Raw genomic sequence first — 25,748 nt, forward strand, 5'->3', positions numbered from 1 at the left:
TAACTTAGATTAAAACTTAATAGTAGCTCCCAGAATGAAGGTTTTTGCAGACGGATATGTTGTATAATCAATTCCTAAAGACTGATTTCCCTGCACCTGCTTGTTGGTGTCAACAAGTGGATCATAACCTGAATAGCTGGTAATGGTGAACAGATTCTGTGCGCTTACATACAAATTGATACTCTTCAAAAATTTCAATTGATTCATGTCAAAAGTATACCCCAATCTTACGTTGCTTAAGCGGATAAAGTCTGATTTTTCAAGATATAAAGAAGATAATTGCGGCTGATTGGTAAAGCTTGCTCCTGAATCATAATATTTCTTCAGCACGTTTCTGTCTGAAGCTAAATTATTGATATTCAAATCCAAAGCCGTATTATTCACAAGATAACCTCCTGTTTGTCCAATGAAAGAAAATGCAAAATCAAACTTCTTGTACTTCATGTAAGAATTGATTCCGAAAGTAAAATTAGGAATGGCTCCTTCAAAAATCTTCCTGTCATTCGGATCAATCTTTCCGTCTCCGTTCAGATCTTCATAAATGTATTTCCCGTTGGCATCAATTCCTAAATAATTATACATATAGAAAGATCCTGCTTCATACCCGTTTCTGTAGATATTTGCGGTAACTCCTGAAAGTCCGGGACCTGAAACTTCACCAGAATTAATTCCTGAAACCGGAAGATCTTTCACCACATTATTTACCGTAGCTCCATTAATGTCAAGATTCCATGTAAAGTTTTCATTTTTAATAATTTCTGAGCCCAGAGAGAATTCAAAACCTTTATTTACAATTTTTCCATCCGCATTCAGCCAAACGAAATCTGTAGGACTTAATGGGGTGGAAGGAATAAATAATATCGGGTTTTTAGTTGTTTTGTTGTAGTACTCCAATGAACCATATAATTTGTTTCTGAATAAGCTGAAATCCAGTCCGATATTGGTTTGTGCTACGACTTCCCATTTCAGATTGGGATTGGGTGTTCTTACCACCTGAACTCCATTGATCAGGTTTAAATTATCATATAAATAATACCCTGCACTCTGTGATAACAGGTAACTTGCTTTTGTAATTTTATTGAGAACTTCCTGATTTCCGGTTTCTCCCCAGCTGCCTCTTAGTTTCAATTCATTGATAAAAGAAACATCTTTAAGGAAATTTTCATTTGAAATAGTCCATCCTGCAGCAACTGACGGGAAATATCCATATTTATTGTTATCTCCAAAACGTGTGGAACCATCTGCTCTTAAAGAAGCTGTTAAGAAATATTTTTTATCAAAATTATAATTTACTCTTCCAAAGTAAGACTGCAGTTCATTTTCCTGAGAAGTTCCCGGTTGTGGAATAAACACATCCCCGGAATATCCCGGGTTAATTTCTGGTGCAATTCCCGCTCCCTGATTCACAAAGTTTCTTACCCCAAGATAAGTAGCAGTAGCTTTAAACTTCTGATAAGAAAAACCTCCTAATACGCTGAAATTATGTCTGTTTAAACTAAGATCATACGTTAAATAATGTTCCAGAAGAATATTATAAGAATCAAGATTGGCCTGAGAATAAATTCCTTTTGGGCTTCTGTCCGTAATGTTCGGGAACATTGTGGTATTTCTTTCGGATAAGCTTCTGTCAACCCCTAAATTAAATTTATAATTCAATCCCGGTAAGATTCTCAGTGTTGCTTCTGTGTTCCCCAACACCCTGAAAGTATTCGTCTTATCTTCGTAAACGCTCAATAAATAAAGTGGATTGTAATGGGCGTTCATGTTGAAATTGGTATAATTTCCGTTTTGATCATACACAGAACGTGTAGGATTTGCCATTAAAGCATGGATAATAAGCTGTCCGTCAGACCCGGCATTTCCACCATTGGGAATTCCTGTTTCTCTGATATCACTTGCGGTAAGGTTTAACTTAACCTTTAGTCTTTTGTTATCAAAGAAAGACTCTTCCGCATTCAAACGGGCGGTTGTTCTTTTAAAGCTGCTGTTCAGCACAATACCATCCTGATCCATATGAGAAAGGGATGCAAAATAATTCCCTGTTTCTGTGGCTTTTGAGAATGAAACAGAATGATTGGATGAAACTGCATTCCTGTAAATCTCGTCCTGCCAATCTGTATTTCCGCCATGGTCATAAGATTTATCAATTCCTGCAGCTCTGTACTCATCCGCAGTCATTAAATCTAATTTCTTAATCACTGAAGAAAAACCTAAATACGTATCATACGTAAACATCGGCTCTCCTTTCTTTCCTCTTTTTGTGGTTACCAAAACTACCCCGTTTGACCCTCTTGCTCCATAAATTGCGGCAGCAGAAGCATCTTTTAAAACCGTGATGGATTCGATGTCACTTGTATTCAAAAAGTTGAGTGGATTCTTTGCTGTTGTATTTCCCAACCCCACATTCGGGCTTTGTGCACTCACCGGATCATTATTCAAAGGAATACCATCTACAACGAATAAAGGTGTGCTTCCGCTTCGGATGGAACCAATACCTCTGATGGATACATTCACTCCGGCTCCAGGTTCTCCACTCGACTGAACGATACGGACACCAGCTATTTTTCCCTGCATCAGGTTATCCACGGAAATATTCATCCCTTCTTTAAAATTCTCCGCTTTCAGCTGGCTTACCGCTCCCGTTAAATCAGATTTTTTCTGAGAACCATATCCTACCAGAGTTACCTCTTCAATAGACGTTGATTCTTTTTGGGATTCTAATTTTACAGAAATCGAAGTACTGGAGATTTTTACAAGCTGCGTTCCATATCCGTCATAAGAAACAGATAAGGTCTGCCCTATGCTGGCTGAAACTGAGAAATTTCCTGATGCATCGGTAGAAATAGTTTCACCCGTTTCTACAACAGTGACTTTGGCGCCTTCTATTGCAGAACCGTTCTGATCCGTTACGTTTCCGGAAATGGTTTCGTTTACCTGCGAAAACACAGGATAGTTTGAAGTAAATCCTTTAGCATCAGCTTGGTGGGCCACCAAAAAAATTAATGCAACCGGGATTAGCTTTTTAAACTTAAAAAAATTAATTTTGTGGTACATATCAATAAGTAAAGTAATTGCAAGACGTTACATTGCTTATCAAAAAGCCGCTGTTGTTCCCGCAACAGTGGTTTTCGTTTCAGGCAACTGTTAGTTTTTATTTCGGCATACAAAGTAAAAGGATCTGCCACAAATCTATTTTAACATAATATTATCTTAAAGTCAACAAAATATAAATATCTCAAATTGAGAGAATAGAAATAGACTAAATATCAAATCCTTATACGACTCTATTTTTCCAATATTCACAGAATTTTAAAAATTACTTAACATAATATACAAGTCATTACCTGCAAAGAGTGATTAATTTTGTATGTAAAATGTATCGAAATGAAAAAGGCTGTTTTACTGGGCTACTGTTTATCTTCATTTAACCTATTCTGGGCACAATCTCAACCTCTCAGTGATTTAAAGATTAATGAAATTCAGGTTATTGGCTCTCATAATTCCTATAAAAAAGCTATTCTTCCTGAAGTATACAGTTATTTATCCCAGAAAGACATTCTCAATGCTTTACCCAGGATTCAGTACGAGCATATTCCTATCCCCCAGCAACTGGATCTCGGACTTAGAAATCTGGAAATTGATATCTATGCAGACAGCAAAGGAGGAAAATATGCCCATCCGAAAATTCTGGATCTGGTAAAGACCACCGAACCGTTTGATCCTGAAGGCAAAATGAAAAAGCCGGGTTACAAGATGATTCATATTACGGATATTGATTATCAGACATGGTATTATACATTGGAAGGATGTCTTAAAGATTTGAAAAAATGGTCAGACAAGCATCCTGATCACGATCCGGTTTTTATAATGCTTGAACCTAAAGATGGAAAGGCCAATCAATTTGGAACAGAGCCGGAACACTATACTGCAAAACTTTTTGACGATCTGGATAATGAACTGAAAAAGTACCTGGGAAAAGATAAAATTATCACTCCGGATGATATCAGAGGCTCTTATAAAACACTGAACGATGCTGCTTTAAATAAAAACTGGCCTAAAGTAAAAGACGTAAAGGGAAAATTCCTTTTTGTAATGGATAATAACGGAGAAAACAGAGACCTGTATGCAAAGGATCATCCTTCATTGAAAGGCAGAATGATTTTTACCAATTCTACTCCGGGAACCCCAGAGTCTGCTGTCTTGTTCATGAATGAACCAAAGAAAGATGATGCTATGATTAAAGATCTGGTAAAAAAAGGATATATCATCCGTACCAGAGCAGATGCGGATACGATGGAAGCAAGAAGTGAGGATTATTCAAGATTTGAAAAGGCAAAAGAAAGTGGAGCACAGATTATTACAACGGATTATTATTATCCCAGCAAATTATTCAAATCCAACTATAAGGTAAGTTTTGACAACAACACCTATGAAAGAAAGAATCCTTTGGCAGGAAAGTAGTCCTGTTTTGCTGTTAGATTTATAATTGAGGAGGCCGTCAGATTGACGGCCTTTTCTTTCTTATTTAAACACGAATGACACAAATACTTTTCACAAATAGACACAAATATCATATGAGATAAAAATGAATATTTAGGAAACATCTCAACTTACAGCTTTATTATTTCTTTTCTTTTCAAATCTATTTCAAAATGATCTGCTGAATCTCCGTGAGAGAGTAATGAAAGGATTTTAAAAACTGATTGTACTTGCTTAATAAATAAGTTTTCTTTCGGATCATTTTCCTGATATAGTTTCACTAATATTTGATACTGCTCCAGCCTTTCTTTGGGAATATCCCTTTTCGCAAGCTCATCTGCAGCTTGAAATTTATACAGATCCAGCAGCAAATCATCAAAAGACCACTTTTTAAAGGTTTCAGATCTTATTCTCTTCTCTTTCAGTTGATCCTTATTTTGGATGAGTAACAACAGATCTTCACCATTCAGCCTGCTTCCTTTTTGAATAAACTCTTTTGGCCAGTCATCAGGAATCATTCTTAGCCGAACCAACTCTTTTAAATGAAAAAGCATAAAATCATGATACGATTTTGTTTTTAAAATCTCTTTATTCCAAAGTATTTTGGTTGTATCATGTTCTAAAGCATCATATTCTTTTTCGTACAGAGGAAACAATTCATCAAACCTCGGAACATCATTTACGACTTCGGTTTGTACCTCCATCCTATCAGGAGATTGTATAGTCAGAATTTTATAAGCAGGTAAATAGGCGGCCAGTGAGGGAACCTGAACATTGACCAAAACATTCTCACCAAATTGTCTGATTCCTGTATCATTACTATGCATATGCCCTGCAAAATGAATCTGTAATCCTGCTTCAGCAAATACTTTTGCGACTTCTTCCTGCGGAACACGCTCCAGCTGCCACTTTTTTTCTCCCAACAGGTTTTTAATTTCGTTAGTTGCCCCATCATTAAAATCAATCATCGGATAATGGGTAAATGCAATTAAGGTTTTCTTGTTTTTCTTTGCTTCATCAGCAAGTTTCCTTACCCACTGTATTAAATGCTGTTTGTTGGTCAGCACATTATTATAACCAATACTTGCTCCTTTATAATTGGAAGCATTGTTAGGATTCTCATTGATATTTTTCGGAATATAGGTATTTCCATCTATAGCAACCACCCACACATCTTTCACAGGTTCAACAACATAACTCAAATCCGGAACAGAAAAACCTTCGGCCACTTCATACATTCTTTTGGAATAATCTGCAGACTGCAACCCTTTTTTGTAAGTATAATTTTCAAAAGAATTATGATCAAAAGGGGTACTCCAGAATAAATCTTCTTTTTTAGGATAGAAGCCAAAATCTCTTAATTCATTCAATATTTCAAGATATCCGGATTCTGCGATATCTTTAGTGATCACTTTATCCGATGATTTTCCGATATTTTCTTTGCTGTAAATTCCAATCTGTTTCCCATTTTGTCCAAGGAAATCATCTTTCCCTCCATCGTTTTGAAGCGGTCCAACGGGATCGTGATTTCCTGTTGTCAGATAAAAATTAATCCCATATTTCTGATGATACTGTTCTAAAATTCTATGAAGCCCACGAAGGTTATAAGCCTGCCCATCATCAGAAAAATCACCAGGCATGGCTACGATTTTAATTCCTTTCGCTGCAATATCATCCAAAGCCTTGAGAAAAGCAAAATAGTTCTCATTAAAAATTCTTGTGGAATGCAATTGAGAATCCATCGTTCTCATAATCGTGGGTTTCTCCGTTTTAGGGTTCATAATTCCCTTGAAATCATGATCCGAAAAACTGCCGTACAGATCCTGAAAATGTACATCAGAAAGAAATGCGATCTGTACAGGCTGCTGCGCCGATAGAAACGTAGATATAAAAATTAAACAGGAGAATATTCTTTTATTCATCTTAAAATAAGACGAAATTACAGGAATAGATGGGTAATTGTTTTAATTGAATTTTAAATAATTGTGAAGGAAGACTATTCTTCTAATTCTGCATTTTGTCCTGCATAATTTTCTAATATTCTTTCAGAAACATCTCTTAATGTCTTTTCATTTTCAGGGTGCTTTCCAAAACTTGTAAAGAATTCTACATGATTATTACTTTTATTATACCAAACTTTTCCTAAGGAATTTGCAACGGTCAATGTGTCGGGTCTCATAATTTTTTTGAAATACTTAAACATATATTGATTCATCGGAACTACCTCCACTTGAGAGCCTAGAGAACTACTATCAGTTGCCATATATTTATCCTTATCCCAATACATATACGCTTTATCAATAGCAGAAGAACCCCAGCCCGAAGTAAAACCTATAGATTTAGAATTTTTATTATTAGAAAAAACAACACCACCTGTAACGAGAAATAAAATAAAGGTCATTTCTAAAATACCTAATCCATTTTTTTTCATAAAATCAGGTAATGGCCAAGTTGGCGATACAGTAATAATTATTTGTTGAAATTTATCAGATATATCTTTAAAGCTTAAACCAAAAGTATTTGTTGCGTGTTCTCCTTCAAGACTTACTCGATCACAAAAGTCAATAAAATTATTATATCCTATATACTTACTTAGGCAATCTAAAGCAATATCATCAATATTATAATCTTCATTTTCTTGTACTAGACTTGTATAATATCTTGTATATGACCTTTCATCTCTTTTAAAATCATATCGTTCTTCAAAAAGAGAACTCAAATAACCAGAAACAGAATTTTTACTCCCTCGTGGAAGCTCTTTTTTTGCTGTCTCGAATACAGTTTTCATTAAAAATCTTTTCTTCTCATACATAATTTTTCAGGTATTAATTATTTACTGTCCAAATTAGACAGAAACAAGACATAAAAATTGCGGTTTTCCGTAAAAACCAACAACTTACATTATTTCCATCTGTCAATCGCCTGTCTTAATATTCAGGATTTTCTATCAGATATTTGTAAAAGAAATCAGGAACAAAAAACAAAATCTAAAAACCTTGATTTCAAAAATCACCAGATAAAGCGGAGGAAAACTCCGGGTTGGGAAGCAGATGTTTCTCCTCCGTTTTTGAAGGTTCACTTCCCAAAAAATTTAGAAGCGCTTCAATTTTTTTTAACCGTATAACACTATCTGCGATCTGCTTCGCAGGGAAGAATACGAATGCTTTAACAATAAATTTTTTGAACCATGTTAGAAATTATATTAATGCTATTCGGTTTAGCATTCTCAACCAATAATACTAATGCTGCAACTGCAAATGATAATAACCCAACAACTGAAACTGTTCAACCTCAAAGTGGTGCTTCAGATCCCGGAGGGTCCACAGGGGAAAGTGGGGGAAGCGATACGGGAGGGGAAACAGGACAAATAATACCTCCAAGAAAATAACAAAGAAAGCGGAAGAATTATCTTTCGCTTTTTTTATTAAATTTGAAAAAAAACCATTGAAAGCTCATATATCTTTTCTATTAATATTATTCCTTCTATTTTCTTGCTCAAGAAAAAAGCCATCAGTAACCGATCGAATAAATTACGATAAAGGTTATGATTATTTAGAGGCATCCAAAAAAGACAGTGCATTTAAATATTTTAATAAGGCAAAAGATGATTTTATTCAAAAAGGATATCCTTCTTATGCAGGCAATTGTTTAGTACTCATGGGAATTATCCAGTGTGAAGCTGGAGATTACTATGGAGCGCAAGAAACAGCTCTATCAGCGATTAAATTCCTAGATAAAAAAAAGGATTCGGTAGAAATTGTTTCCAATTACAATAACCTTGGTGTTTCTTGCCAAAAATTAAAAGATTATAAAAGAGCTGCAGAATTTTACAACCAGGCTGCACTATATGCTCAAAATCCTATTGAACAATTCACTCTTCTTAATAATAAGGCCGTTTCATTTGTATATTTGAGAGATTACGATAAGGCAATTAATATTTACAACAGAATTTTATCCTCTTCTAATATCGATAAAAACTCTGTCATTTTCTCTAAAGTTTATGATAACCTTGCCTTTGCAAAATTTCAACAAAATTCTAAATATAATGCCGAATATGAACTGAACAAAGCCTTACATATACGAGAAAGCATAAAAGATACCGATGGACTAAATGCCAGTTTTTCTCACTTAACTGAATTTTTTGAGAATCGCGATCCCACAAAAGCTCTTTTTTATGCAAAAAAAATGTTCCAGACCGCTTCAGTTAACAATAGTCCTGATGATAAATTAGAAGCCCTCCAAAAAATAATACAATTAGAAAAACCTGAAAATATAAAAACAACTTTCAAGCAATATCAAAATCTGAAGGATAGCTTAGAAACAGCCAGAAATAAGTCTAAAAGTCAATTTGCTTTAGAAAGATATGACTCTGAAAAACTCAAAAGAGAGAATGTAGAAAAGGATAATAATATTCTAAAACTTCTGTTTGGAGTAGCTGCATTAATTGTTGCAATAATATTTATCGTAATTGGTTACAGAAGAAGACAATTAAAATTAAAACAAGAAAAAGAGATCGAGGTAAAAAACACCCAGCTTAGAATATCGAAAAAAGTCCATGACGTAGTTGCCAACGGCATTTATCAGGTGATGACAAAGATTGAAAACCAGGAAGATTTTGACCGGGATAAAGCGCTTGACGAACTGGAATTTGTGTATGAAAAATCAAGAGATATTTCCTATGATAAAATTGGCGAAGAAAAAGAGTTCAGTAAAGTAATTTCAGAACTTATTGCTTCCTTCAATAGTGAAACTGTAAAAACATTTACTGCAGGAAACAGTCCTGCAATTTGGGAAGCTATTTCTGCTACAGTTAAAGACGAAGTTCACCAAATGATTCGTGAGCTGATGGTGAATATGAAAAAACACAGCCATGCCAGCCATGTGGCCGTGAAGTTTGAAAAAATAAACAATCTCGTTGAAATTCAATACAAAGACAATGGAATAGGAATTTCCGGAGACCTTATTTATAAAAATGGTCTGCGTAATACGGCATCCCGCATAGAAACGATTAACGGAACTATTACTTTTGACACAAAAATTGAAAAAGGGCTGAAGGTAAATCTTTCATTCCCTGTTTCCTAATCATATAGTCATGTTCAAAAAAGTTTTAATCGTTGAAGACCAGGAAATAATGAACCAGGGAATCCTGAATACGATAAAAGAATTAAATATCCCTAATTTTGATTATGTAATGTATTGTGATGAAGCTTTAAGCAGGATCAGAACAGCTTTGGAAAAGAAAAGTCCTTACGATCTTCTTATTGCTGATCTGTCGTTTGAAAAAGATCATATTCCTCAGCAACTTCGTTCCGGGCAGGAACTTATTTCTGAGGTAAAAAAGGTTCAGCCTGGATTAAAAATAGTTGTGTTTTCTGTAGAAAAGAAAGCCAAAATAATTGATGATCTGTACAAGATATATCAGGTTGACGGATTTGTAAGCAAGGCAAGGCGTGACGGGCAGGACCTGAAAAACACAATACGGAAAATCTTTAATGGAGAGACTGTAATTCCACAGGAAGTTCTGAATACAATGCGCCATATTTCTTCTGAGTTTGATGTGTATGATATGAAACTACTTGAACTGCTTGCCAAAGGACACAAACAGAGTGAAATAAGTACCTATCTGAAAGACCACCGAATGACACCATATGGGATCAGATCTATTGAAAAGAGATTGAATGAACTTCGGGACAGCCTTGGCGCAAAAAATAATATTGAAATGATCGTAATCTGTAAAGATATTGGCCTCATCTGATCCTATCTGTTGAAAAGATTTTTTTCGCCCTTTTTACGGGATCACGTAATGATGAAATAATAAATGACTATACTTTTGAGGTCTTAACCTATTTTTTTAATTAAATCGTATAACCATGTTCAAAAAAGTTTTAATCGCCGAAGACCATGAAAGCATCAATATTTCCGTTCAGAAAACCCTTGAGGATCTTAAAATCCCCAACATTGATTATGTTTATTATTGCGATGATGCCATAGGTAAAATCCAGAAAGCTTTACGGGAAGAACATCCCTATGACTTATTGATTACAGATCTTTATTATGAGGAAGATCACCATGAACAGAATCTTAAAGACGGAAAAGACCTCATCAGAAAAGCAAAAGAGATACAGCCCAATTTGAAAATCATAGTATTTTCGGCAGAACATAAAACGGGAATTATAGAAAATCTTTTTTCAGATTATCAAATTAACGGTTATGTTCGTAAAGCCAGAAACGATTCAAAAGACTTGAAAAAATCAATTACCTCAGTGTACATTGGTGAAGAATATTTATCTTTTGATCTCAAGCAGGATATGAAAAAGCTCAACAGCTATGAGTTTTCTACGTTTGATATCACACTTGTTTCTCTGCTTTCCAAAGGAGTTTTACAAAAAAATATTCCTATACATCTCGAAGAGAGAAACATTAAACCCGCCAGTCTCAGCAGTGTGGAAAAAAGATTAAACAGCCTGAAAGAAGATCTGCAAATAAACAGCAATGAGCAGCTGGTAGCCTTCTGCAAGGATATCGGAATTATATAAAAAACATTTCATTTCACTTAGAACCTTTCAAAAAATTTGAAAGGTTTTTTTATTTTTTGCCCATTTTACGGAAACCCGTAACGGACCAAAATTTAATGCTCATATTTTTGGACTGTTAAACAATAAACAATTTTTATTATGAAAAAGTATTATGTAAACAAAAAGGCTCAAGCCAATGGAGACCATGAAGTGCATCATGAAGACTGCATATATCTTCCAAATGTTGATAACAGAAAATATTTAGGGATATTCTCTTCATGTAAAGATGCAGTAAAGGAGGCAAAAAAAGATTATTCGAAAGCGAATGGATGCAAAACATGCTCTAATGAATGTCATACAAGTTAAAAAAACAGTAATCATGGGAAAATTCGTAATCACACAAAGAATCAACAACGAGTATCAGTTTAATCTGAAGGCCGGAAATGGCGAAATTATTTTAACCAGCGAAGGATATGTTCAGAAAGCATCCTGTCAGAAGGGAATTGAATCTGTAAAAGTTAATTCACAGGATCTGTCAAGATACGACAGAAGAGTGGCTAAAAACGGAAAAGATTATTTCGTGTTAAAAGCAAGAAACGGTGAAATTATTGGAAATAGTCAGATGTACAGCACAAAATCCGGAATGGAAAATGGCATTGCTTCCGTAAAATCAAATGCTCCAACGGCAGAAATCGTTGACGAAACTTTAAAAAAATAAAAACTATGGATCTTAAAATTAAACTTGAGCAACTGCATCAGAAAGTAGTAGGCCTTAAAGACCAGATCGGAACAGAAGAAGCTACAAAAAATGCTTTTGTAATGCCTTTCATACAAATTCTGGGTTATGATATTTTCAATCCTACGGAAGTAGTTCCTGAACACGTCTGTGATATTGGGACAAAAAAAGGAGAAAAAGTGGATTATGTAATCAAAAATAATGATGAACCCATCTTCATCATTGAATGTAAGCACTGGAAAGAAAGCGCTGATGCACATAATTCGCAGCTTCACAGGTATTATCATGTTTCTAAAACAAGATTTGGAGTTTTAACCAATGGAATTGTGTACAACTTTTATACGGATTTGGAAAAGCCTAATATTATGGATGAAAAGCCGTTTTTTACCATCAATATTGAGGATCTGAAAGACAGTTCTATTAAAATTCTGGAAAGCTTTACCAAGAAAGATTATAATCTAGAAAGTATTCTTGATTCTGCAGAAGCATTAAAATATATCAAAGCCATTAGAAAAGAATTTGAAAAAGAGATCGAAAATCCATCTGATGAATTGGTAAAACTATTAGTGAACCGTTTCTTTGAAAAGCCTTTAACAGCCAATAGAATGGTTTCTTTCAAGGAATATGCTAAAAAGGCATTGACCACTTCTATTAATGAGTCGATCAGCTTCCGGTTAAAATCTGCATTAAGCATCAATGAACAAATAGAAAAAAGAGAAGACGATGTGAAAACATCACAGTCTATCGATCAAAATAACGATTCTAAAATTGTAACTACAGAAGAAGAGCTCGAAGGTTTTCAAATTGTAAAAGCTATTCTAAGGGAGAAAATTCCATCTTCAAGAATTGCTTACAGAGATACTCTTTCCTATTTCGGGGTGTTGTTGGATGATAACAACAGAAAGCCACTTTGCAGATTACATTTTAATACAACGAATAAATATCTGGAGACTTTTCACAACGGAAAAGAAGCAGGAGAAAAGATGTTATTAAATACACTGGATGAGATCTACAATTATAGAAATCAGCTTCATCAGACCCTGGAAAATTACAATTAACCATGAAAAAACTAATACCCTTCATTATATTTACCTTCAGCTTACTTCTTTTAAATTCTTGCATAAAAGCCAATGACAATGCAGGACACGGCGGAAGATGTACAGGTTCTTCCTATTGCACAGCCTGCTCTAACTGCTCAAGATGCGGGCACTGTAGTGGCGGTGGAACCTGTGGCGTTTGTGGAGGTGGATCTTCCGGAAGAAGCTCATCATCGGGTAGTTCCAGTAAAAAAAGTAAGTCTGGAAAATACAAACCTTCTGATTCTTATAAATCCTCCAAAACAAAATCAAGTAAACCACCAAAAGTATTTATTGATGAAGTTAATTTCAATATTAATTCCAACAACAGATACATTGCAGGAATACAAGCAACAAATATTTACGAGAAACCATCCTTAAAATCTAAAATAATAGCAACAGTCTCTAAAAGGGCCAAATTGATTGAACTTTCAAGAGATGGTTCATGGTACAAGGTACAGGTAAAATCAAGTAGAACAACAGGATATGTTCATTATAAAGATATAAAATAATCAAAAAAATGAAACCATTTCTCACCTTCTGTGCGTTATGTTGTTTCTTCGGTATTTTCAGACTTCCTATAGAATATTATACTTTCCTCAGAATTCTTATTTCCATTGGAGCTTTATTAGTTTTATACAATACTTTAAGCTTTAAACAACACTATTTCAGTATACTATTTCTAATCATTCTCATTCTTTTCAATCCAGTTTTTCCTTTTTATTTATATCGGAAAAGCATTTGGGTCCCGATTGATATCATCACAGGAATTTTATTTCTGCTGATCAATTTCATAGAAAGAAAAGAACAAAAAAAGGAAGAAGAAATTACAGAAGAAACTACAGAATCTTCATTACCCATTCATCAAAGAACTGTTTCAAGAGACAGAATTATTAATCCTAAAAAAACCAAAGAAGAATAGCCATCATGGAAAACAGTCATATAACAGAAAACCTCAAAGCTCATTTTTTACGATTGTATCAAATGGCTATCTGCGATGATGATTTCAGTGCATTAGAATTAAAAATGCTCTACAAATGTGCAGAAGAAAGGGGAATTCCATCCAAAAATTTAGATGAAATCCTTTTAAATCCTATCAATTTAAAATCATTGGTACCACAGACTATTGAGGAGAAAGTAGATTATTTATATGATCTCACCGTAATGATCTGGGCAGATGGAATTGTTTCGCCAAACGAATATTCTGCAATGCAAAAATACGTTCTGATGTTTGGCTTTTTGGAAGAAAATGTAACGGCAATTGTAGACTATCTCATTGAAGCCGTAAGAATCGGAAAGAACAAAAGTGAAATTTTATATGAATTAAAAAACTAACTCATCATGGACACCGCCAGTATAAAAAATTTATTCAAACTCAAATCCGTTCCGATAGAACCGAAACCGGAACCACTTCCCTCAAATAATGACACCCCAGATGATGAATCTCTGGAAGAAACCAGAAAGAGAACTTATCATGAATCAGGATATAGAGACAGTTCGCGAACCAACGGAAATCATTCTACGTTATCTATCTGCCTCGATGCCGTTTATTCCAAATTTCAGAACGAAGAAAAGGAAATGGTCGAAAAACAGAAAAATCTGAAAGAATCCTACGTCAACGAACAAAAAAACAGAGAAACTGAAATTAAGGCGCTGACAGTATCACAGGAAACAAAAGAAGAGCAGCTAAAAAACAAAAATATAGAAATTGAAAATCATCAGCATACAATTGAAAATTTGAAATCTGAAATCCTTGATCTACCCAGAAACCCGGAAAAGCACAATATAAAAGCGACAAGAGGAGCTTCTGCAAAATTCTGGATCGGACTTTTTCTCTTGCTTCCCATCACTTTATATTTAGGAACATTTTATATCTCAACTTCTTATTCAGCTTTTTTCAAAAGTTTTGATGCAAGAAGTACTGTTATTCAAAGTGTTTTGGATGCACAGGCTTTCAGCAAGGCATGGAACGAAGGAGTTATTGAAGGGGCTTTTGTAACCTTGATTCCGTTTGTGTTTCTCGGACTGGGTTATTTGATTCACATGTTTTGGGAGAATAAAACGAGAGCCAATTATATCAAACTGGGATTATTATTTATCGTAACATTTATTTTCGATTGCATTCTAGCCTACGAAATTGAGTCAAAATTATATGAATTAAACAAAACTTTTGAATCACCACCATTTGATATTAAAATTGCTTTTACCAAAATTCAATTTTGGGGAATTATTTTCGCTGGATTCATTGTGTACATTATTTGGGGACTGGTTTTTGACTTTGTAATGAAAGAACATCGTGAAAAAGATAAGATCAAAAACGAACAGGAAATCAGACAGAAGAGGATTGAGTTCTTTCAGGACAAAATCAATATTTTGAAAAAAGACATTGAAGAAATCCTTGCCAGTATCGGAACGATAAAAGAAACTGTTATCAAAACCCGGGGAAGAATCGAAGAGCTTCAAAATATTATTGACGGGGTCATTATTCCGACCAAAGATTACAAACTGTATGCTTCGGAATATGTTCAGGGCTGGATCACTTTTATCGGTGAAAAAATAGCAGTATCAAGAACGGAAAAACAAACAATGATTGATGACTGTATTGCAACTTACAATATTAATCTGGAAACTGTAGGGGCTAATTCCGACAATCAAAATTTAGTGTATTTATCATCTTTATAATTACCTGTCATGAAAAAAATATTCTACTTGTTAATGATCATTTCTTTGGTTTCTTGTTGCAAAGGTAAAAACGATGGAACAAACATAGTAAAGAAAGGTCCTATTGTTGATTCAAACAATATCAATATCAGCATTTTGATTGATTTATCCGACAGAATTGATCCTAACACAAATCCAAATCCTACAATGCAATATTTTCAGCGGGATACAGAATATATCAAAGCCATTGAAAAAGGATTTTTAAATCATATTAAATCCAAAAGAATCATCACATATGATGATCAGATGCAGGTATTCTTTAACCCGGAACCTTCAGACCCAAAAATGAATGAGCTTACAAAAGAATTGAAAGTTTCCTTCAATAAAGATATTCCCAGAAGTTATTTTGATTCTGTCGACAAAAAATACTCTGAATTGCCTTTAAATATTTATCAGTCAGCTATAAAAGATGGAAAATACGTTGGATCCGATATCTGGGAATTTTTCAAAAACAAAGTAAAAGATTATTGCATAAAAGATGATCACAGAAATATTCTGTTCATTTTGACCGATGGCTATATGTATCATCAAAACACCAAGTTTGACGAAAAAAAGGACAACTCTTATAAAACATCTTATTTAACAACCAAACTTATAAAAGCCAATAACTTAACAACCTCTGGTTTTAAAGATACCATTGAAAAAAATGGCTATGGATTTGTAAAAGCAAATGATGATCTCAAAAATTTAGAAGTAATTGTTCTCGGTATTAATCCTGAAAAAGGAAATCCTTTTGAAGAAGCAGTCATTAAAGAATATTGGGAAAATTGGTTTAAAGAAATGAAAATTAAAAAGTATCAGATCAAATCTGCTGATCTCCCCTCCAATCTGGAACCCATTATATTAAAAACGATTTCAGAAAAATAAAAACACTCTCCAATATATTTAACTATCAAAAAAGCGAAGAATTAAATTTCCTCGCTTTTATTTATTTTCTTATCATTTCCGTATGTGGAATATCATCTTCAAGATATTTATTCCCCGTATCTACAAATCCGAATCCACTATAAAATCTTAAAAGATAATCCTGCGCGGATATTTTGATTTCAGAAGTATGAAAACGGTTTTCTATTGTTTCTATAGCATATTGTATCAGCTGTTTTCCCAGACTTTTTCCTCTCGCCTGTTCGGTAGTCAAAACCCTTCCGAAAGAAGTTTCATCATACTTTATGCCCTTATCAAATACACGGCAGTATGCCAGTATCTGTCCGTTTTCTTCAGCCCAGATATGGACTCCTTTCTGGTCATAATTATCCAGATCAGGATAAGGGCAGTTCTGTTCAATAACGAAAACATCAATACGAGCTTTCAGTACAGAATACAATTCAGGAACGGTAAACTCATCAAAGGTTTTAATTTTCCAGACAATATTACTCATCGAAACTTATATTATTATTGGTTAAAAACTCATTGGTTTTTTGGATAAAATTAAGAATGTTATCTCCCCCCTCTTTCTTTTCTGCTGAGGTAACGTATAGTTCAGGAAGATCTTCCCAGGTTTTATGAAGCTCTGCTTTATAATCCTCAACATTCTTAACAGCAACATTGGGCTTTAGCTTATCAGCTTTAGTGAATACAATTGAAAAAGGTATTCCGCTTTCTCCACACCATTGTATAAATTCAAGGTCAATTTTCTGTGGGGTGTGTCTTATGTCTACCAATACAAAAAGATTGACAAGATTTCTCCTGTTCAGAATATAATTCGTGATCAGCTTTTCAAAATCCTTTCGCTGAACTTTTGAAACCTTTGCATACCCATAGCCTGGTAAATCGGTAAGATACCAGTTTTCATTCACTAAAAAATGATTGATCAGCTGGGTTTTCCCTGGAGTCTGTGATGTCTTAGCCAGGTCTTTATGATTCATCATTGCGTTGATCAATGATGACTTTCCTACGTTTGATCTTCCGATAAAAGCATATTCAGGAATATTGGGTTCAGGGCATTCCTGCCATTTTCCGCTGCTCTTTACAAACTCTGCTGTCTTGATAATCATTTTTGAATGTATTTTAGAAAAATAAACCATTAAGAAAAGCTCTTAATGGTCATTTTATGATGTTATTTATTAAACTTTATCTTTTATCCAGTTATACAGGATTTCATTGAATTCATCCGGTTTTTCCATCATGGCTGCATGGCCGCAATGATCTATCCAGAATAAATCCGAATTAGGAATAAACTTGTGCATGTCTTCTGCCACTTCCGGAGGAGTCACATTATCCTGTTTTCCCCAGATCAGACACGTAGGTGTTACAATCTTCGGAAGGTCGTTCAGCATATTGTGTTTGATGGCACTTCTTGCCAGCATTACTGTTTTTATTCCTTTCATTCTATCATTTACCACCCCGAAAACTTCATCTACAAGATCCTCTGTCGCAATCTTTGGATCATAGAAAACTTCTTCCGTTTTCTTTCTGATATAAGATCGGTCATTTTTCCTTGGAAAACTGTCCCCGAAAGTTCTTTCATATAATCCGGAACTTCCTGTAAGCACAAGATTTTTTACCAAATCTGGTCTTGCTAAAGTCAAGATAAGTCCCACATGTCCTCCCATTGAGTTTCCCATAATGGTAACCGGGCCTGAAATATGACTTTCTATAAACTTGATAATATATTTTGCGATAGTGGTAAGATTCGTATTGAGTACCGGCAGATCATAGATCGGCAGCTGAGGGACATATACTTTGAAGCCTCTTTCCGAAAAAAAATCTACCATCTTATCGAAATTACTCAAACCACCCATTAACCCGTGCAACAGCACTAATGGATGTCCTTCTCCCGCTTCTACATAGGAATATTTCTTTTCTTTTTTTGTACTAAATATCATAAAACGCCTTAATAAAGCCTTGCAAAAATACAAATTAAACCTCAAAAAAATTTTGATTATCCTAATTTAAGATAAAAATAATATAATATTCTCCTTTTTAACTTTTTTTTTCAAACACGCTTTATTATGGCTTAAATAACACTTTTTGCAAGTGTCTTCATATCAGTATTTTACATTATTAAGATTCAATCTTTAATAAAACTTATTAACATTGAGTCAAAAAGTGGGAAAAAGTGGGAAATTTTGGAAATTATTATATAAATTTGTCCCAAATGAAAAATTTCATTGGGACATATGAGTGTAAAATTGACGACAAAGGCCGCTTAAAAGTTCCTTCATCTTTAATTAAACAGATGGAAAACTTCGAAGACAAGGCATTTGTAGTCAAGAGATCTGTGTTCCAGCCTTGCCTGGAAGTCTATCCTATGAATGCATGGGACAAACTGATGGGCAAAATTAATAAACTGAACAGATTCATAAAAAAGAATGCTGATTTCATACGAATGTTTACGGCAGGAGTAAAGACAGTAGAATTGGATAATGCGGGAAGATTACAGATCTCCAAAGACCTGACGATTTTTGCAAATCTTCAAAAAGATATTGTGATTACCAGCGCGGGAGAGCTCTTCGAAATTTGGGACAAAGACGCCTATGAAAAGGTAATTGCCACCAATGAAGCTGATTTTGCAAGCCTTGCCGAAGATGTGATGGGCTCTTTCGATGAAGAATAACTGTAGGTTATTAATTGATTATTATTAAATAAAAAACACAATTAAGCATGTATCATAACCCCGTTTTGTTGAAGCAGAGTGTTGATGATTTGGTGACGAATCCTGACGGAATATATGTGGACTGCACCTTTGGAGGCGGAGGCCACTCCAGGGAAATTTTGAGCAGACTTTCTGATAAAGGGAGATTGTTCAGTTTTGACCAGGATCTGGATGCACTTAAAAATACAATTGATGATCCTAGATTTACATTAGTTAATCAGAATTTCAGATTCCTGGAAAACTCATTACTGATGTACGGAGTTCCTCAGGTAGATGGTGTTTTGGCCGACCTGGGTGTTTCTTCACACCAGTTTGATGAAGCAGACAGAGGTTTCTCTACAAGAAGCAATGCTCCTTTGGATATGAGGATGAACGTAATGCAGAACCTTGATGCCAAAAGAGTAATCAATGAATATGAAGAAAGTGAACTTGCAGATCTTTTCTATCACTATGGAGAATTAAGAGAAGCAAGAAAGCTGGCGAGAGAAATTGTTCACCATAGAAAAACAAAAAGCATAGATACCACGGAGGATTTGAAAAAGCTTTTCAGCTACATTCCGCCTCATAAGGTTAATAAATTTTATGCTCAGCTTTTCCAGGCGATAAGAATTGAAGTAAACCAGGAGCTTGAAGTATTAAAGGAAATGCTGGTACAGGCTTACAATGTTTTAAAACCGGAAGGAAGGTTGGTAGTTATTTCCTACCACTCTCTGGAAGACCGTTTGGTAAAAAGATTCCTGAAAAACGGAATGTTCGAGGGAGAGCCGGCAAGAGATATCTACGGAAATTATAAAAAGGCATTCGAATTGATAAAGAGTAAAGCAATCATTCCTGATGATCAGGAAATTGAAGAAAACTCAAGAGCAAGAAGTGCCAAAATGAGAACAGGAATAAAAGTATAAAATGTGAATGAGTGAATCGTCAATAGTGAATCATTTAACAAAATAAAATTGACCATTGACATGAAGTAAATTCACTGCGAAGCAAATTGATATAATAAATTGGCAAAAAGAACAACAAATCGCCCCCAGAAAAGACTCACTTTTATAGATATTATAAAAGGAAACTTTCTGAACCGTGATGAGATCAAAATACATTACAAGTATTTTCTCTTGTTGTTTATACTGATGATGGCCATGATTTATACCAACCATCTCGTCAATAAAAAAATTAAAATTGTAAACGCCTTAAAAGAGGAAACAGAAGAATACAAATCAAGAAACGCTTACGCCCAGAGTAAGCTGATCAAAGTAAAAATGGAATCAGAGCTGGGGAAAGAGGTTGCCCGGGATTCATTGATGACCCTGGAAAACCACCCTCACAAATTGCTAATAAAACTGGACAGTACAGATGCAAAAGCAAAATGAATACGACAATAAACGTAAGAAAACGTTACGATGGGGCTACCTCTTTGCAGTGGTAGCTTTGTGCGTGTTTGTAATGTTCTTGGCAAGAATTGTTGTTCTTCAGAATACCAATGTTCAGGAAATTAAAGACGATTACATTAATAAAAACTATCGTGAGGCCACTTTAAAGGCCGCCCGCGGTAATCTTTTTGCGTCGGACGGGTCTATTCTCGCAACCACAGTGATGCGATATGACATCTATCTTGACTTCAAAACGATGAAAGATACAGTGTACTCCAATAACATAGGAGCACTAACGGATTCTCTGAGCAAAATGTTCGGAAAATCCAGAGGAGAGTTCAGACAGAAATTTGACGAGCAGAAGAAAAAGAAAAATCAGTACTATACTTTGGTAAAAGGACTGGATTTCGATCAATATGACAGAATCCGAAAGTTTCCGATCTTCAAAAAAGGTAAAAATAAAGGGGGATTTATTGTTGATAGAAACTATAAAAGAGAATTAGCCACTTCAGAAATCGGAGCCGGAACCATCGGTATGGATAACGGAGAGCTTAGATCAGGGCTGGAAGGTGCTTTCTCTAAATATTTAACAGGAACTGACGGAAAAAGACTGGAGCAAAGAATCAACTCTTCCCAGTGGAAACCTATTGACTTCTGGAAAGTGCAGGAACCGGTAGACGGAGAAGATGTATACACTACCTTAGACCTTAGGATTCAGGATATTGCGCACTCCGCACTTGAGAAGCAAATGATTAATTTCGAGGCCAAACACGGTACCGTAATCGTGATGGAAGTAGAAACCGGAAAAGTACGTGCTCTTGTCAATTTAAGAAGAACAGATTCAGGAGATTACGAAGACTCTTACAACTATGCGCTGAAAGATAATATTGAGCCTGGATCCACCTTTAAAACCATTTCGCTTCTTGCCGCAATGGATGATGGATTTATTGATGAAAATACGACAGTAAATGTAGGAAACGGAGTTTGGGTCTATGCAAAACAGAGAATCTCTGACGGCCACGGAGGTGGAACTTACGATATCAGTGATGTATTGGCAAAGTCCAGTAACGTAGGAACTTCAAAACTAATCACAAAGTATTATGCAGAAAAGCCACAAATTTTCCTTGACCACCTGAAACGTTGGAAATTATTCGACAAAATGGATATCGAGCTTCCGGGTATCACAAAACCAAAGATCGTAACTCCACAAAATAAAAGATGGAATGCCGCAACGCTGGCTTCTATTTCTTACGGATACTCTTCCAATATCAACCTGCTGCAGTTGACAACCTTCTACAACGGAGTTGCCAATGGAGGAAAAATGCTTAAGCCTTTATTCATTGACAAAATCATGAAAGACGGAAAGGTGATGTACAATGCCAAGCCTGAAGTAATGGTAAATAAAATGGCTTCTGAGAAAGCAATTAAAATGATGACCAGTGCCTTAACCAAAGCTGTAGAAAAAGGAACAGGACGAAGCATCTTTACACCCAACCTGAAAATGGCAGGAAAAACAGGAACCGCAAGATTTGAATACTGGCTGCCTGGCCCAATGAAGTACCGTGCATCGTTTGCGGGCTTCTATCCGGCAGATGCACCAAAATACACTTGCTATGTCATGATTAGTGAACCTAATACGGCAAAAGGATTTTATGGAGGTTCCGTATCAGCACCGGTGTTTAAAGAAATTGCAGGAAAAACATTCCTGAAAACACCTCAGAATATCGAAAAAGAAATGCTTGTAGACAAAAAGGTAAACCTTAGCAAAATGGTTGAACCTAATGTAAAAGTAGCAGTAAATGATAAACAAATGCCAAATGTGGTGGGATTAATCGGTAAAAACGTAATCCCGCAATTGGAAAACTTAGGATACCGTGTCGACTATAAAGGAGTGGGAAGAATTAAAGAACAGTTCCCTCTGGAAGGCACAACGATCAGTAAGAACCAGAGAATTTATTTGTCTCTGCAAAATTAAGAACAAAGTTCCGCAAGGACCATTTAAAACAAAATAGGGCAAAGCCTTATTGATAAAGATGATTATAACAGAATTAGTAAACAGAATCCCAGTACTGCAAATTCACGGTGATAGCAACCGTGAGGTGACTGAATTGGTGATCGACAGCAGAAAGGTTACAGAAAACTCTCTTTACATTGCCATGAGAGGAACAGTGGTGGATGGTCACTCATTCATTGCATCTGCCATTGAAAAAGGAGCCGCCGCAATCGTTTGCGAAGAATTTCCTGAAACATTGACTGAAAACGTAACCTATGTTCAGGTAAAAGATTCATCTAAAGCTTTAGGTCACCTTGCTTCTAATTTCTATGGAAACCCTTCTCAGAAATTAAAACTGATTGGAGTTACCGGAACTAATGGAAAAACATCTGTTTCTACCCTTCTTTTTGATGTTTTCAAAAATCTGGGCTATGAATCTGCATTGCTTTCCACTGTTGAAATCAGAATCGGTGAAGAGATTATTCCTGCTACCCACACCACTCCTGATGTGATTACCATCAACAGGATTTTAGCGGAAGCAGTAGAAAAAGGATGTGAATTTGCTTTCATGGAAGTAAGCTCACACGGAATCGCCCAAAACAGAATTGAAGGATTACACTTCAAAATAGCAGGTTTTACCAACCTTACTCATGATCATTTAGATTATCATAAAACGTTTGAAGAATATTTAAAAACCAAAAAAAGATTCTTCGACCAATTAGAAGATACAGCTATTGCCATTACCAATGTTGATGACAAAAATGGGAATGTTATGCTTCAGAATACTAAGGCTGCAAAGAAGTCTTATGCTTTGAAAACCATGGCAGACTATCATGGAAAATTATTGGAAGTAGATTTCAACGGGATGCTGTTGAATTTCAATGGAAAAGAATTCTGGACAACATTAACCGGAAAATTCAATGTATACAACTTGCTGCTTGTATTCGGAATTGCTGCTGAACTTGGTTTTGAGCAGGATGAAATTCTTCAGGCGGTCAGTAAACTAAAAAGAGTTTCCGGAAGATTTGAAACCTTCAAATCCGATGGCGGAATTTTCTTTATTGTAGATTATGCACACACTCCGGATGCATTGGAAAACATTCTAGACAGCATCAATGATATAAGAACCAAAAACGAAAGATTAATCACTGTATTTGGGTGCGGAGGAGACAGAGACCACTCCAAAAGACCTGAAATGGGAAATATTGCCTCCAAAAAATCAACATTGGCAATCATCACTTCAGATAATCCGCGAACAGAAGATCCTGCACAGATCATCAAAGAAATTGAAGCAGGTGTTGAACCTCAGAACTTCAGCAAGTACACTTCAATTCCGGATAGAAGAGAAGCCATAAAGATGGCCATAAAGTTTGCAGAACCTAAAGATATTGTTTTAGTTGCCGGAAAAGGGCACGAAAACTATCAGGAGATCAATGGTGTGAAACATCATTTTGACGACAAAGAAGTAATTAATGAGCTCTGGAAATTAATGTCTAAATAGATTAAAAGATTAAACTCATTTAACGATTTAAAAATTTGATGATGACGAAGAATTTTGAAGATTTCCCGGTATATATCAAAAGTTTAGATCTTATTCAAAAAGTTTATGAGTTTCTTCAAAATCCAAGCTTTGAAAAAGAATTTGAATTTAACAACCAGATAAAAAGAGCGAGTTTTTCGATTAGTAATAATATTGCGGAAGGCTCAGAATATAATAACAATAGACAATTTATTAGATATTTAAAAATTGCAAAAGGCAGCTGTGCTGAAGTCAAAAGCATGCTGATTGTAAGTAAAAGATTAAAATTAGGTGACGAGAATAAAGCTGAAGAAATCATCATCCTTTCAAGAGAAGTTTCTTCAAACATATCAAAATTCATTAAGTATTTAAGTGAAAATATTGAGAAGCCCAATCTTTAAATCTTTAAATAAATTAAATTTTTAAATAATAAAAAAACAGAAACATGCTATACTATCTATACGAATATCTAACCAACCATGGAATCCACGTTCCGGGATTAGGATTGTTGAAATACATTTCCTTCCGTGCCGGAATGGCTGTACTATTCTCTCTGATTATTGCTCTTGTCTACGGAAAAAGAGTAATCAATTATCTGAGAACAAAACAAATGGGAGAATTGGTGCGTGATCTGGGATTGGATGGTCAGAAACAAAAAGAAGGAACTCCTACTATGGGAGGGCTTATTATCATTTTGGCAACCATTATTCCGGTATTGCTGTTTACCAGAATTACCAATGTGTATATTGTTCTGTTGCTGGTTTCAATGTTCTGGATGGGGGCCATTGGTTTCCTGGATGATTATTTAAAGAAAATCAAAAAAAACAAAGACGGTTTAAGTGGCAAATTTAAAATTGTAGGCCAGGTTGGTTTAGGACTGATTGTAGGAATCACAATGTATTTCCACCCGGACATCACCGTTAAAAGAAAATATGCAGATGCTAAAGTGGTGAACAGAAACAATGTAGAGCAAAACTTTATGCCTACTGAAAAAATTACCGTTTCCACCGTTCCTTTTGCCAAAAATAATGAGTTCGATTATAGTGGAATTTTATTCTGGATGAATGATAAAGATGCCCATGAGTGGGCATGGATTGTCTTTATTCCTATTGTTATCTTCATTGTAACAGCTGTTTCAAACGGCGCCAATATTACAGATGGAATTGACGGTCTGGCAGCAGGAACAAGTGCCATTATACTGTTATCGCTGGCTCTCTTTGCTTACCTTTCCGGGAACATCATCTTTGCAGACTATCTCAATATCATGTTCCTACCCAATATGGGTGAAACCACCATTTTTGCCGTAGCAATGGTAGGTGCGGTGATCGGATTCTTCTGGTACAATACCTATCCTGCACAGGTTTTCATGGGAGACACCGGAAGTTTGATGCTGGGAGGAGTAATTGCCGTTTTAGCCATTATTTTAAGAAAAGAATTGCTGATTCCTGTATTATGCGGAATCTTCTTAATTGAAAACCTGTCTGTAATGCTTCAGGTAGTTGTTTTCAAATACAGAAAAAGAAAATACGGGTTGGAATATGCCCAAAATAATAGACTATTCAAAATGTCACCATTACACCACCATTATCAGAAAGAAGGGTTCCACGAAAGTAAAATCGTGAACAGAATGATCATCATCGGGGTAATATTGGCAATTGTATGTCTGATCACATTAAAAATGAGATAAATTGTAAAAAGTAAGAATGTATTAACGTATTAATGATTACCACCAGGATACATGAATACA

General features: G+C 35.2%; 26 protein-coding genes. 20 read left to right on the forward strand and 6 right to left on the reverse strand.

Annotation, left to right across the window (positions count from 1 at the left end):
* Positions 1–9: 9 nt before the first annotated feature.
* Positions 10–3,054, reverse strand: a complete 3,045-nt coding sequence (locus tag OL225_RS19925) for a SusC/RagA family TonB-linked outer membrane protein (protein WP_264519347.1) — start codon at positions 3,052–3,054, stop codon at positions 10–12.
* A gap of 330 nt (positions 3,055–3,384) precedes the next feature.
* Here OL225_RS19925 and OL225_RS19930 point away from each other — a divergent pair, with 330 nt between their 5' ends.
* Positions 3,385–4,461, forward strand: a complete 1,077-nt coding sequence (locus OL225_RS19930; RefSeq protein WP_264519348.1) for a phosphatidylinositol-specific phospholipase C1-like protein — start codon at positions 3,385–3,387, stop codon at positions 4,459–4,461.
* Between the two features lie 149 nt (positions 4,462–4,610).
* On the opposite strand, the gene OL225_RS19935 is transcribed toward OL225_RS19930, so the two are convergent.
* Positions 4,611–6,401, reverse strand: a complete 1,791-nt coding sequence (locus OL225_RS19935; protein WP_264519349.1) for a metallophosphoesterase family protein — start codon at positions 6,399–6,401, stop codon at positions 4,611–4,613.
* 74 nt (positions 6,402–6,475) lie between these two features.
* Positions 6,476–7,267 (reverse strand): hypothetical protein, encoded by a 792-nt coding sequence (locus OL225_RS19940; protein WP_264519350.1) that lies wholly within the window; start codon positions 7,265–7,267, stop codon positions 6,476–6,478.
* Between the two features lie 399 nt (positions 7,268–7,666).
* Between OL225_RS19940 and OL225_RS19945 the strand changes: the two genes are divergently transcribed.
* From OL225_RS19945 to OL225_RS20000, 12 genes are all read left to right on the forward strand, one after another.
* Positions 7,667–7,867 (forward strand): hypothetical protein, encoded by a 201-nt coding sequence (locus tag OL225_RS19945; protein ID WP_264519351.1) that lies wholly within the window; start codon positions 7,667–7,669, stop codon positions 7,865–7,867.
* Positions 7,868–8,136: 269 nt separating this feature from the next.
* The gene (locus tag OL225_RS19950) at positions 8,137–9,561 is read left to right on the forward strand and encodes an ATP-binding protein (protein WP_264519352.1); all 1,425 of its coding nucleotides are present in this window, start codon (positions 8,137–8,139) and stop codon (positions 9,559–9,561) included.
* Positions 9,562–9,571: 10 nt separating this feature from the next.
* Entirely contained in the window at positions 9,572–10,234 is a 663-nt protein-coding gene (locus OL225_RS19955; RefSeq protein WP_264519353.1) for a response regulator, read from the forward strand.
* 115 nt (positions 10,235–10,349) lie between these two features.
* Positions 10,350–11,015 (forward strand): response regulator, encoded by a 666-nt coding sequence (locus tag OL225_RS19960; protein ID WP_264519354.1) that lies wholly within the window; start codon positions 10,350–10,352, stop codon positions 11,013–11,015.
* 138 nt (positions 11,016–11,153) lie between these two features.
* Positions 11,154–11,360, forward strand: a complete 207-nt coding sequence (locus tag OL225_RS19965; RefSeq protein WP_264519355.1) for a hypothetical protein — start codon at positions 11,154–11,156, stop codon at positions 11,358–11,360.
* A gap of 13 nt (positions 11,361–11,373) precedes the next feature.
* Positions 11,374–11,712 carry a YegP family protein gene (locus OL225_RS19970; protein WP_264519356.1) on the forward strand — a complete coding sequence of 113 codons (339 nt, stop codon included), beginning with the start codon at positions 11,374–11,376 and terminating at the stop codon, positions 11,710–11,712.
* 5 nt (positions 11,713–11,717) lie between these two features.
* Positions 11,718–12,788 (forward strand): type I restriction endonuclease, encoded by a 1,071-nt coding sequence (locus OL225_RS19975; RefSeq protein ID WP_264519357.1) that lies wholly within the window; start codon positions 11,718–11,720, stop codon positions 12,786–12,788.
* Between the two features lie 2 nt (positions 12,789–12,790).
* Entirely contained in the window at positions 12,791–13,318 is a 528-nt protein-coding gene (locus OL225_RS19980) for an SH3 domain-containing protein (RefSeq protein ID WP_264519358.1), read from the forward strand.
* An 8-nt stretch (positions 13,319–13,326) separates the two neighbouring features.
* Positions 13,327–13,728 carry a DUF6804 family protein gene (locus tag OL225_RS19985; protein ID WP_264519359.1) on the forward strand — a complete coding sequence of 134 codons (402 nt, stop codon included), beginning with the start codon at positions 13,327–13,329 and terminating at the stop codon, positions 13,726–13,728.
* Positions 13,729–13,733: 5 nt separating this feature from the next.
* Positions 13,734–14,141, forward strand: a complete 408-nt coding sequence (locus OL225_RS19990; protein WP_264519360.1) for a hypothetical protein — start codon at positions 13,734–13,736, stop codon at positions 14,139–14,141.
* Positions 14,142–14,147: 6 nt separating this feature from the next.
* Positions 14,148–15,488, forward strand: coding sequence for a beta-carotene 15,15'-monooxygenase (locus tag OL225_RS19995; protein ID WP_047378005.1), 1,341 nt, complete (start codon positions 14,148–14,150; stop codon positions 15,486–15,488).
* A gap of 9 nt (positions 15,489–15,497) precedes the next feature.
* Positions 15,498–16,394, forward strand: a complete 897-nt coding sequence (locus OL225_RS20000; protein WP_264519361.1) for a hypothetical protein — start codon at positions 15,498–15,500, stop codon at positions 16,392–16,394.
* 61 nt (positions 16,395–16,455) lie between these two features.
* Here OL225_RS20000 and OL225_RS20005 read toward each other — a convergent pair whose 3' ends face one another.
* From OL225_RS20005 to OL225_RS20015, 3 genes are all read right to left on the reverse strand, one after another.
* Positions 16,456–16,905, reverse strand: a complete 450-nt coding sequence (locus OL225_RS20005; RefSeq protein WP_264519362.1) for a GNAT family N-acetyltransferase — start codon at positions 16,903–16,905, stop codon at positions 16,456–16,458.
* Positions 16,898–17,521, reverse strand: coding sequence for a ribosome biogenesis GTP-binding protein YihA/YsxC (gene yihA / locus OL225_RS20010; protein WP_047378044.1), 624 nt, complete (start codon positions 17,519–17,521; stop codon positions 16,898–16,900). Before yihA ends, OL225_RS20005 begins: the two co-directional genes overlap by 8 nt.
* 69 nt (positions 17,522–17,590) lie before the next feature.
* The gene (locus OL225_RS20015) at positions 17,591–18,352 is read right to left on the reverse strand and encodes an alpha/beta fold hydrolase (RefSeq protein ID WP_047378002.1); all 762 of its coding nucleotides are present in this window, start codon (positions 18,350–18,352) and stop codon (positions 17,591–17,593) included.
* A 272-nt stretch (positions 18,353–18,624) separates the two neighbouring features.
* On the opposite strand from OL225_RS20015, the gene mraZ reads away from it, so the two are divergent.
* The 7 genes from mraZ to mraY all read left to right on the forward strand — a co-directional run bounded on the left by mraZ (position 18,625) and on the right by mraY (position 25,688).
* Complete coding sequence (gene mraZ / locus OL225_RS20020) at positions 18,625–19,083, forward strand: division/cell wall cluster transcriptional repressor MraZ (protein ID WP_047378001.1); 459 nt, start codon at positions 18,625–18,627, stop codon at positions 19,081–19,083.
* Between the two features lie 47 nt (positions 19,084–19,130).
* Entirely contained in the window at positions 19,131–20,024 is an 894-nt protein-coding gene (rsmH, locus tag OL225_RS20025; protein ID WP_047378000.1) for a 16S rRNA (cytosine(1402)-N(4))-methyltransferase RsmH, read from the forward strand.
* Positions 20,025–20,123: 99 nt separating this feature from the next.
* Complete coding sequence (locus tag OL225_RS20030) at positions 20,124–20,489, forward strand: FtsL-like putative cell division protein (RefSeq protein ID WP_047377999.1); 366 nt, start codon at positions 20,124–20,126, stop codon at positions 20,487–20,489.
* Positions 20,473–22,464, forward strand: a complete 1,992-nt coding sequence (locus tag OL225_RS20035) for a penicillin-binding transpeptidase domain-containing protein (RefSeq protein WP_047377998.1) — start codon at positions 20,473–20,475, stop codon at positions 22,462–22,464. Before OL225_RS20030 ends, OL225_RS20035 begins: the two co-directional genes overlap by 17 nt.
* Before the next feature lie 58 nt (positions 22,465–22,522).
* A complete protein-coding gene (locus tag OL225_RS20040; protein WP_047377997.1) occupies positions 22,523–23,983 on the forward strand; it encodes a UDP-N-acetylmuramoyl-L-alanyl-D-glutamate--2,6-diaminopimelate ligase in 1,461 nt (486 codons plus the stop codon).
* Positions 23,984–24,024: 41 nt separating this feature from the next.
* Positions 24,025–24,402, forward strand: coding sequence for a four helix bundle protein (locus OL225_RS20045; RefSeq protein WP_264519363.1), 378 nt, complete (start codon positions 24,025–24,027; stop codon positions 24,400–24,402).
* 44 nt (positions 24,403–24,446) lie between these two features.
* A complete protein-coding gene (gene mraY / locus OL225_RS20050; protein WP_047377995.1) occupies positions 24,447–25,688 on the forward strand; it encodes a phospho-N-acetylmuramoyl-pentapeptide-transferase in 1,242 nt (413 codons plus the stop codon).
* Positions 25,689–25,748: the final 60 nt, after the last annotated feature.

The sequence above is a fragment of the Chryseobacterium viscerum genome, from assembly GCF_025949665.1.
Lineage (GTDB): Bacteria > Bacteroidota > Bacteroidia > Flavobacteriales > Weeksellaceae > Chryseobacterium > Chryseobacterium viscerum_A.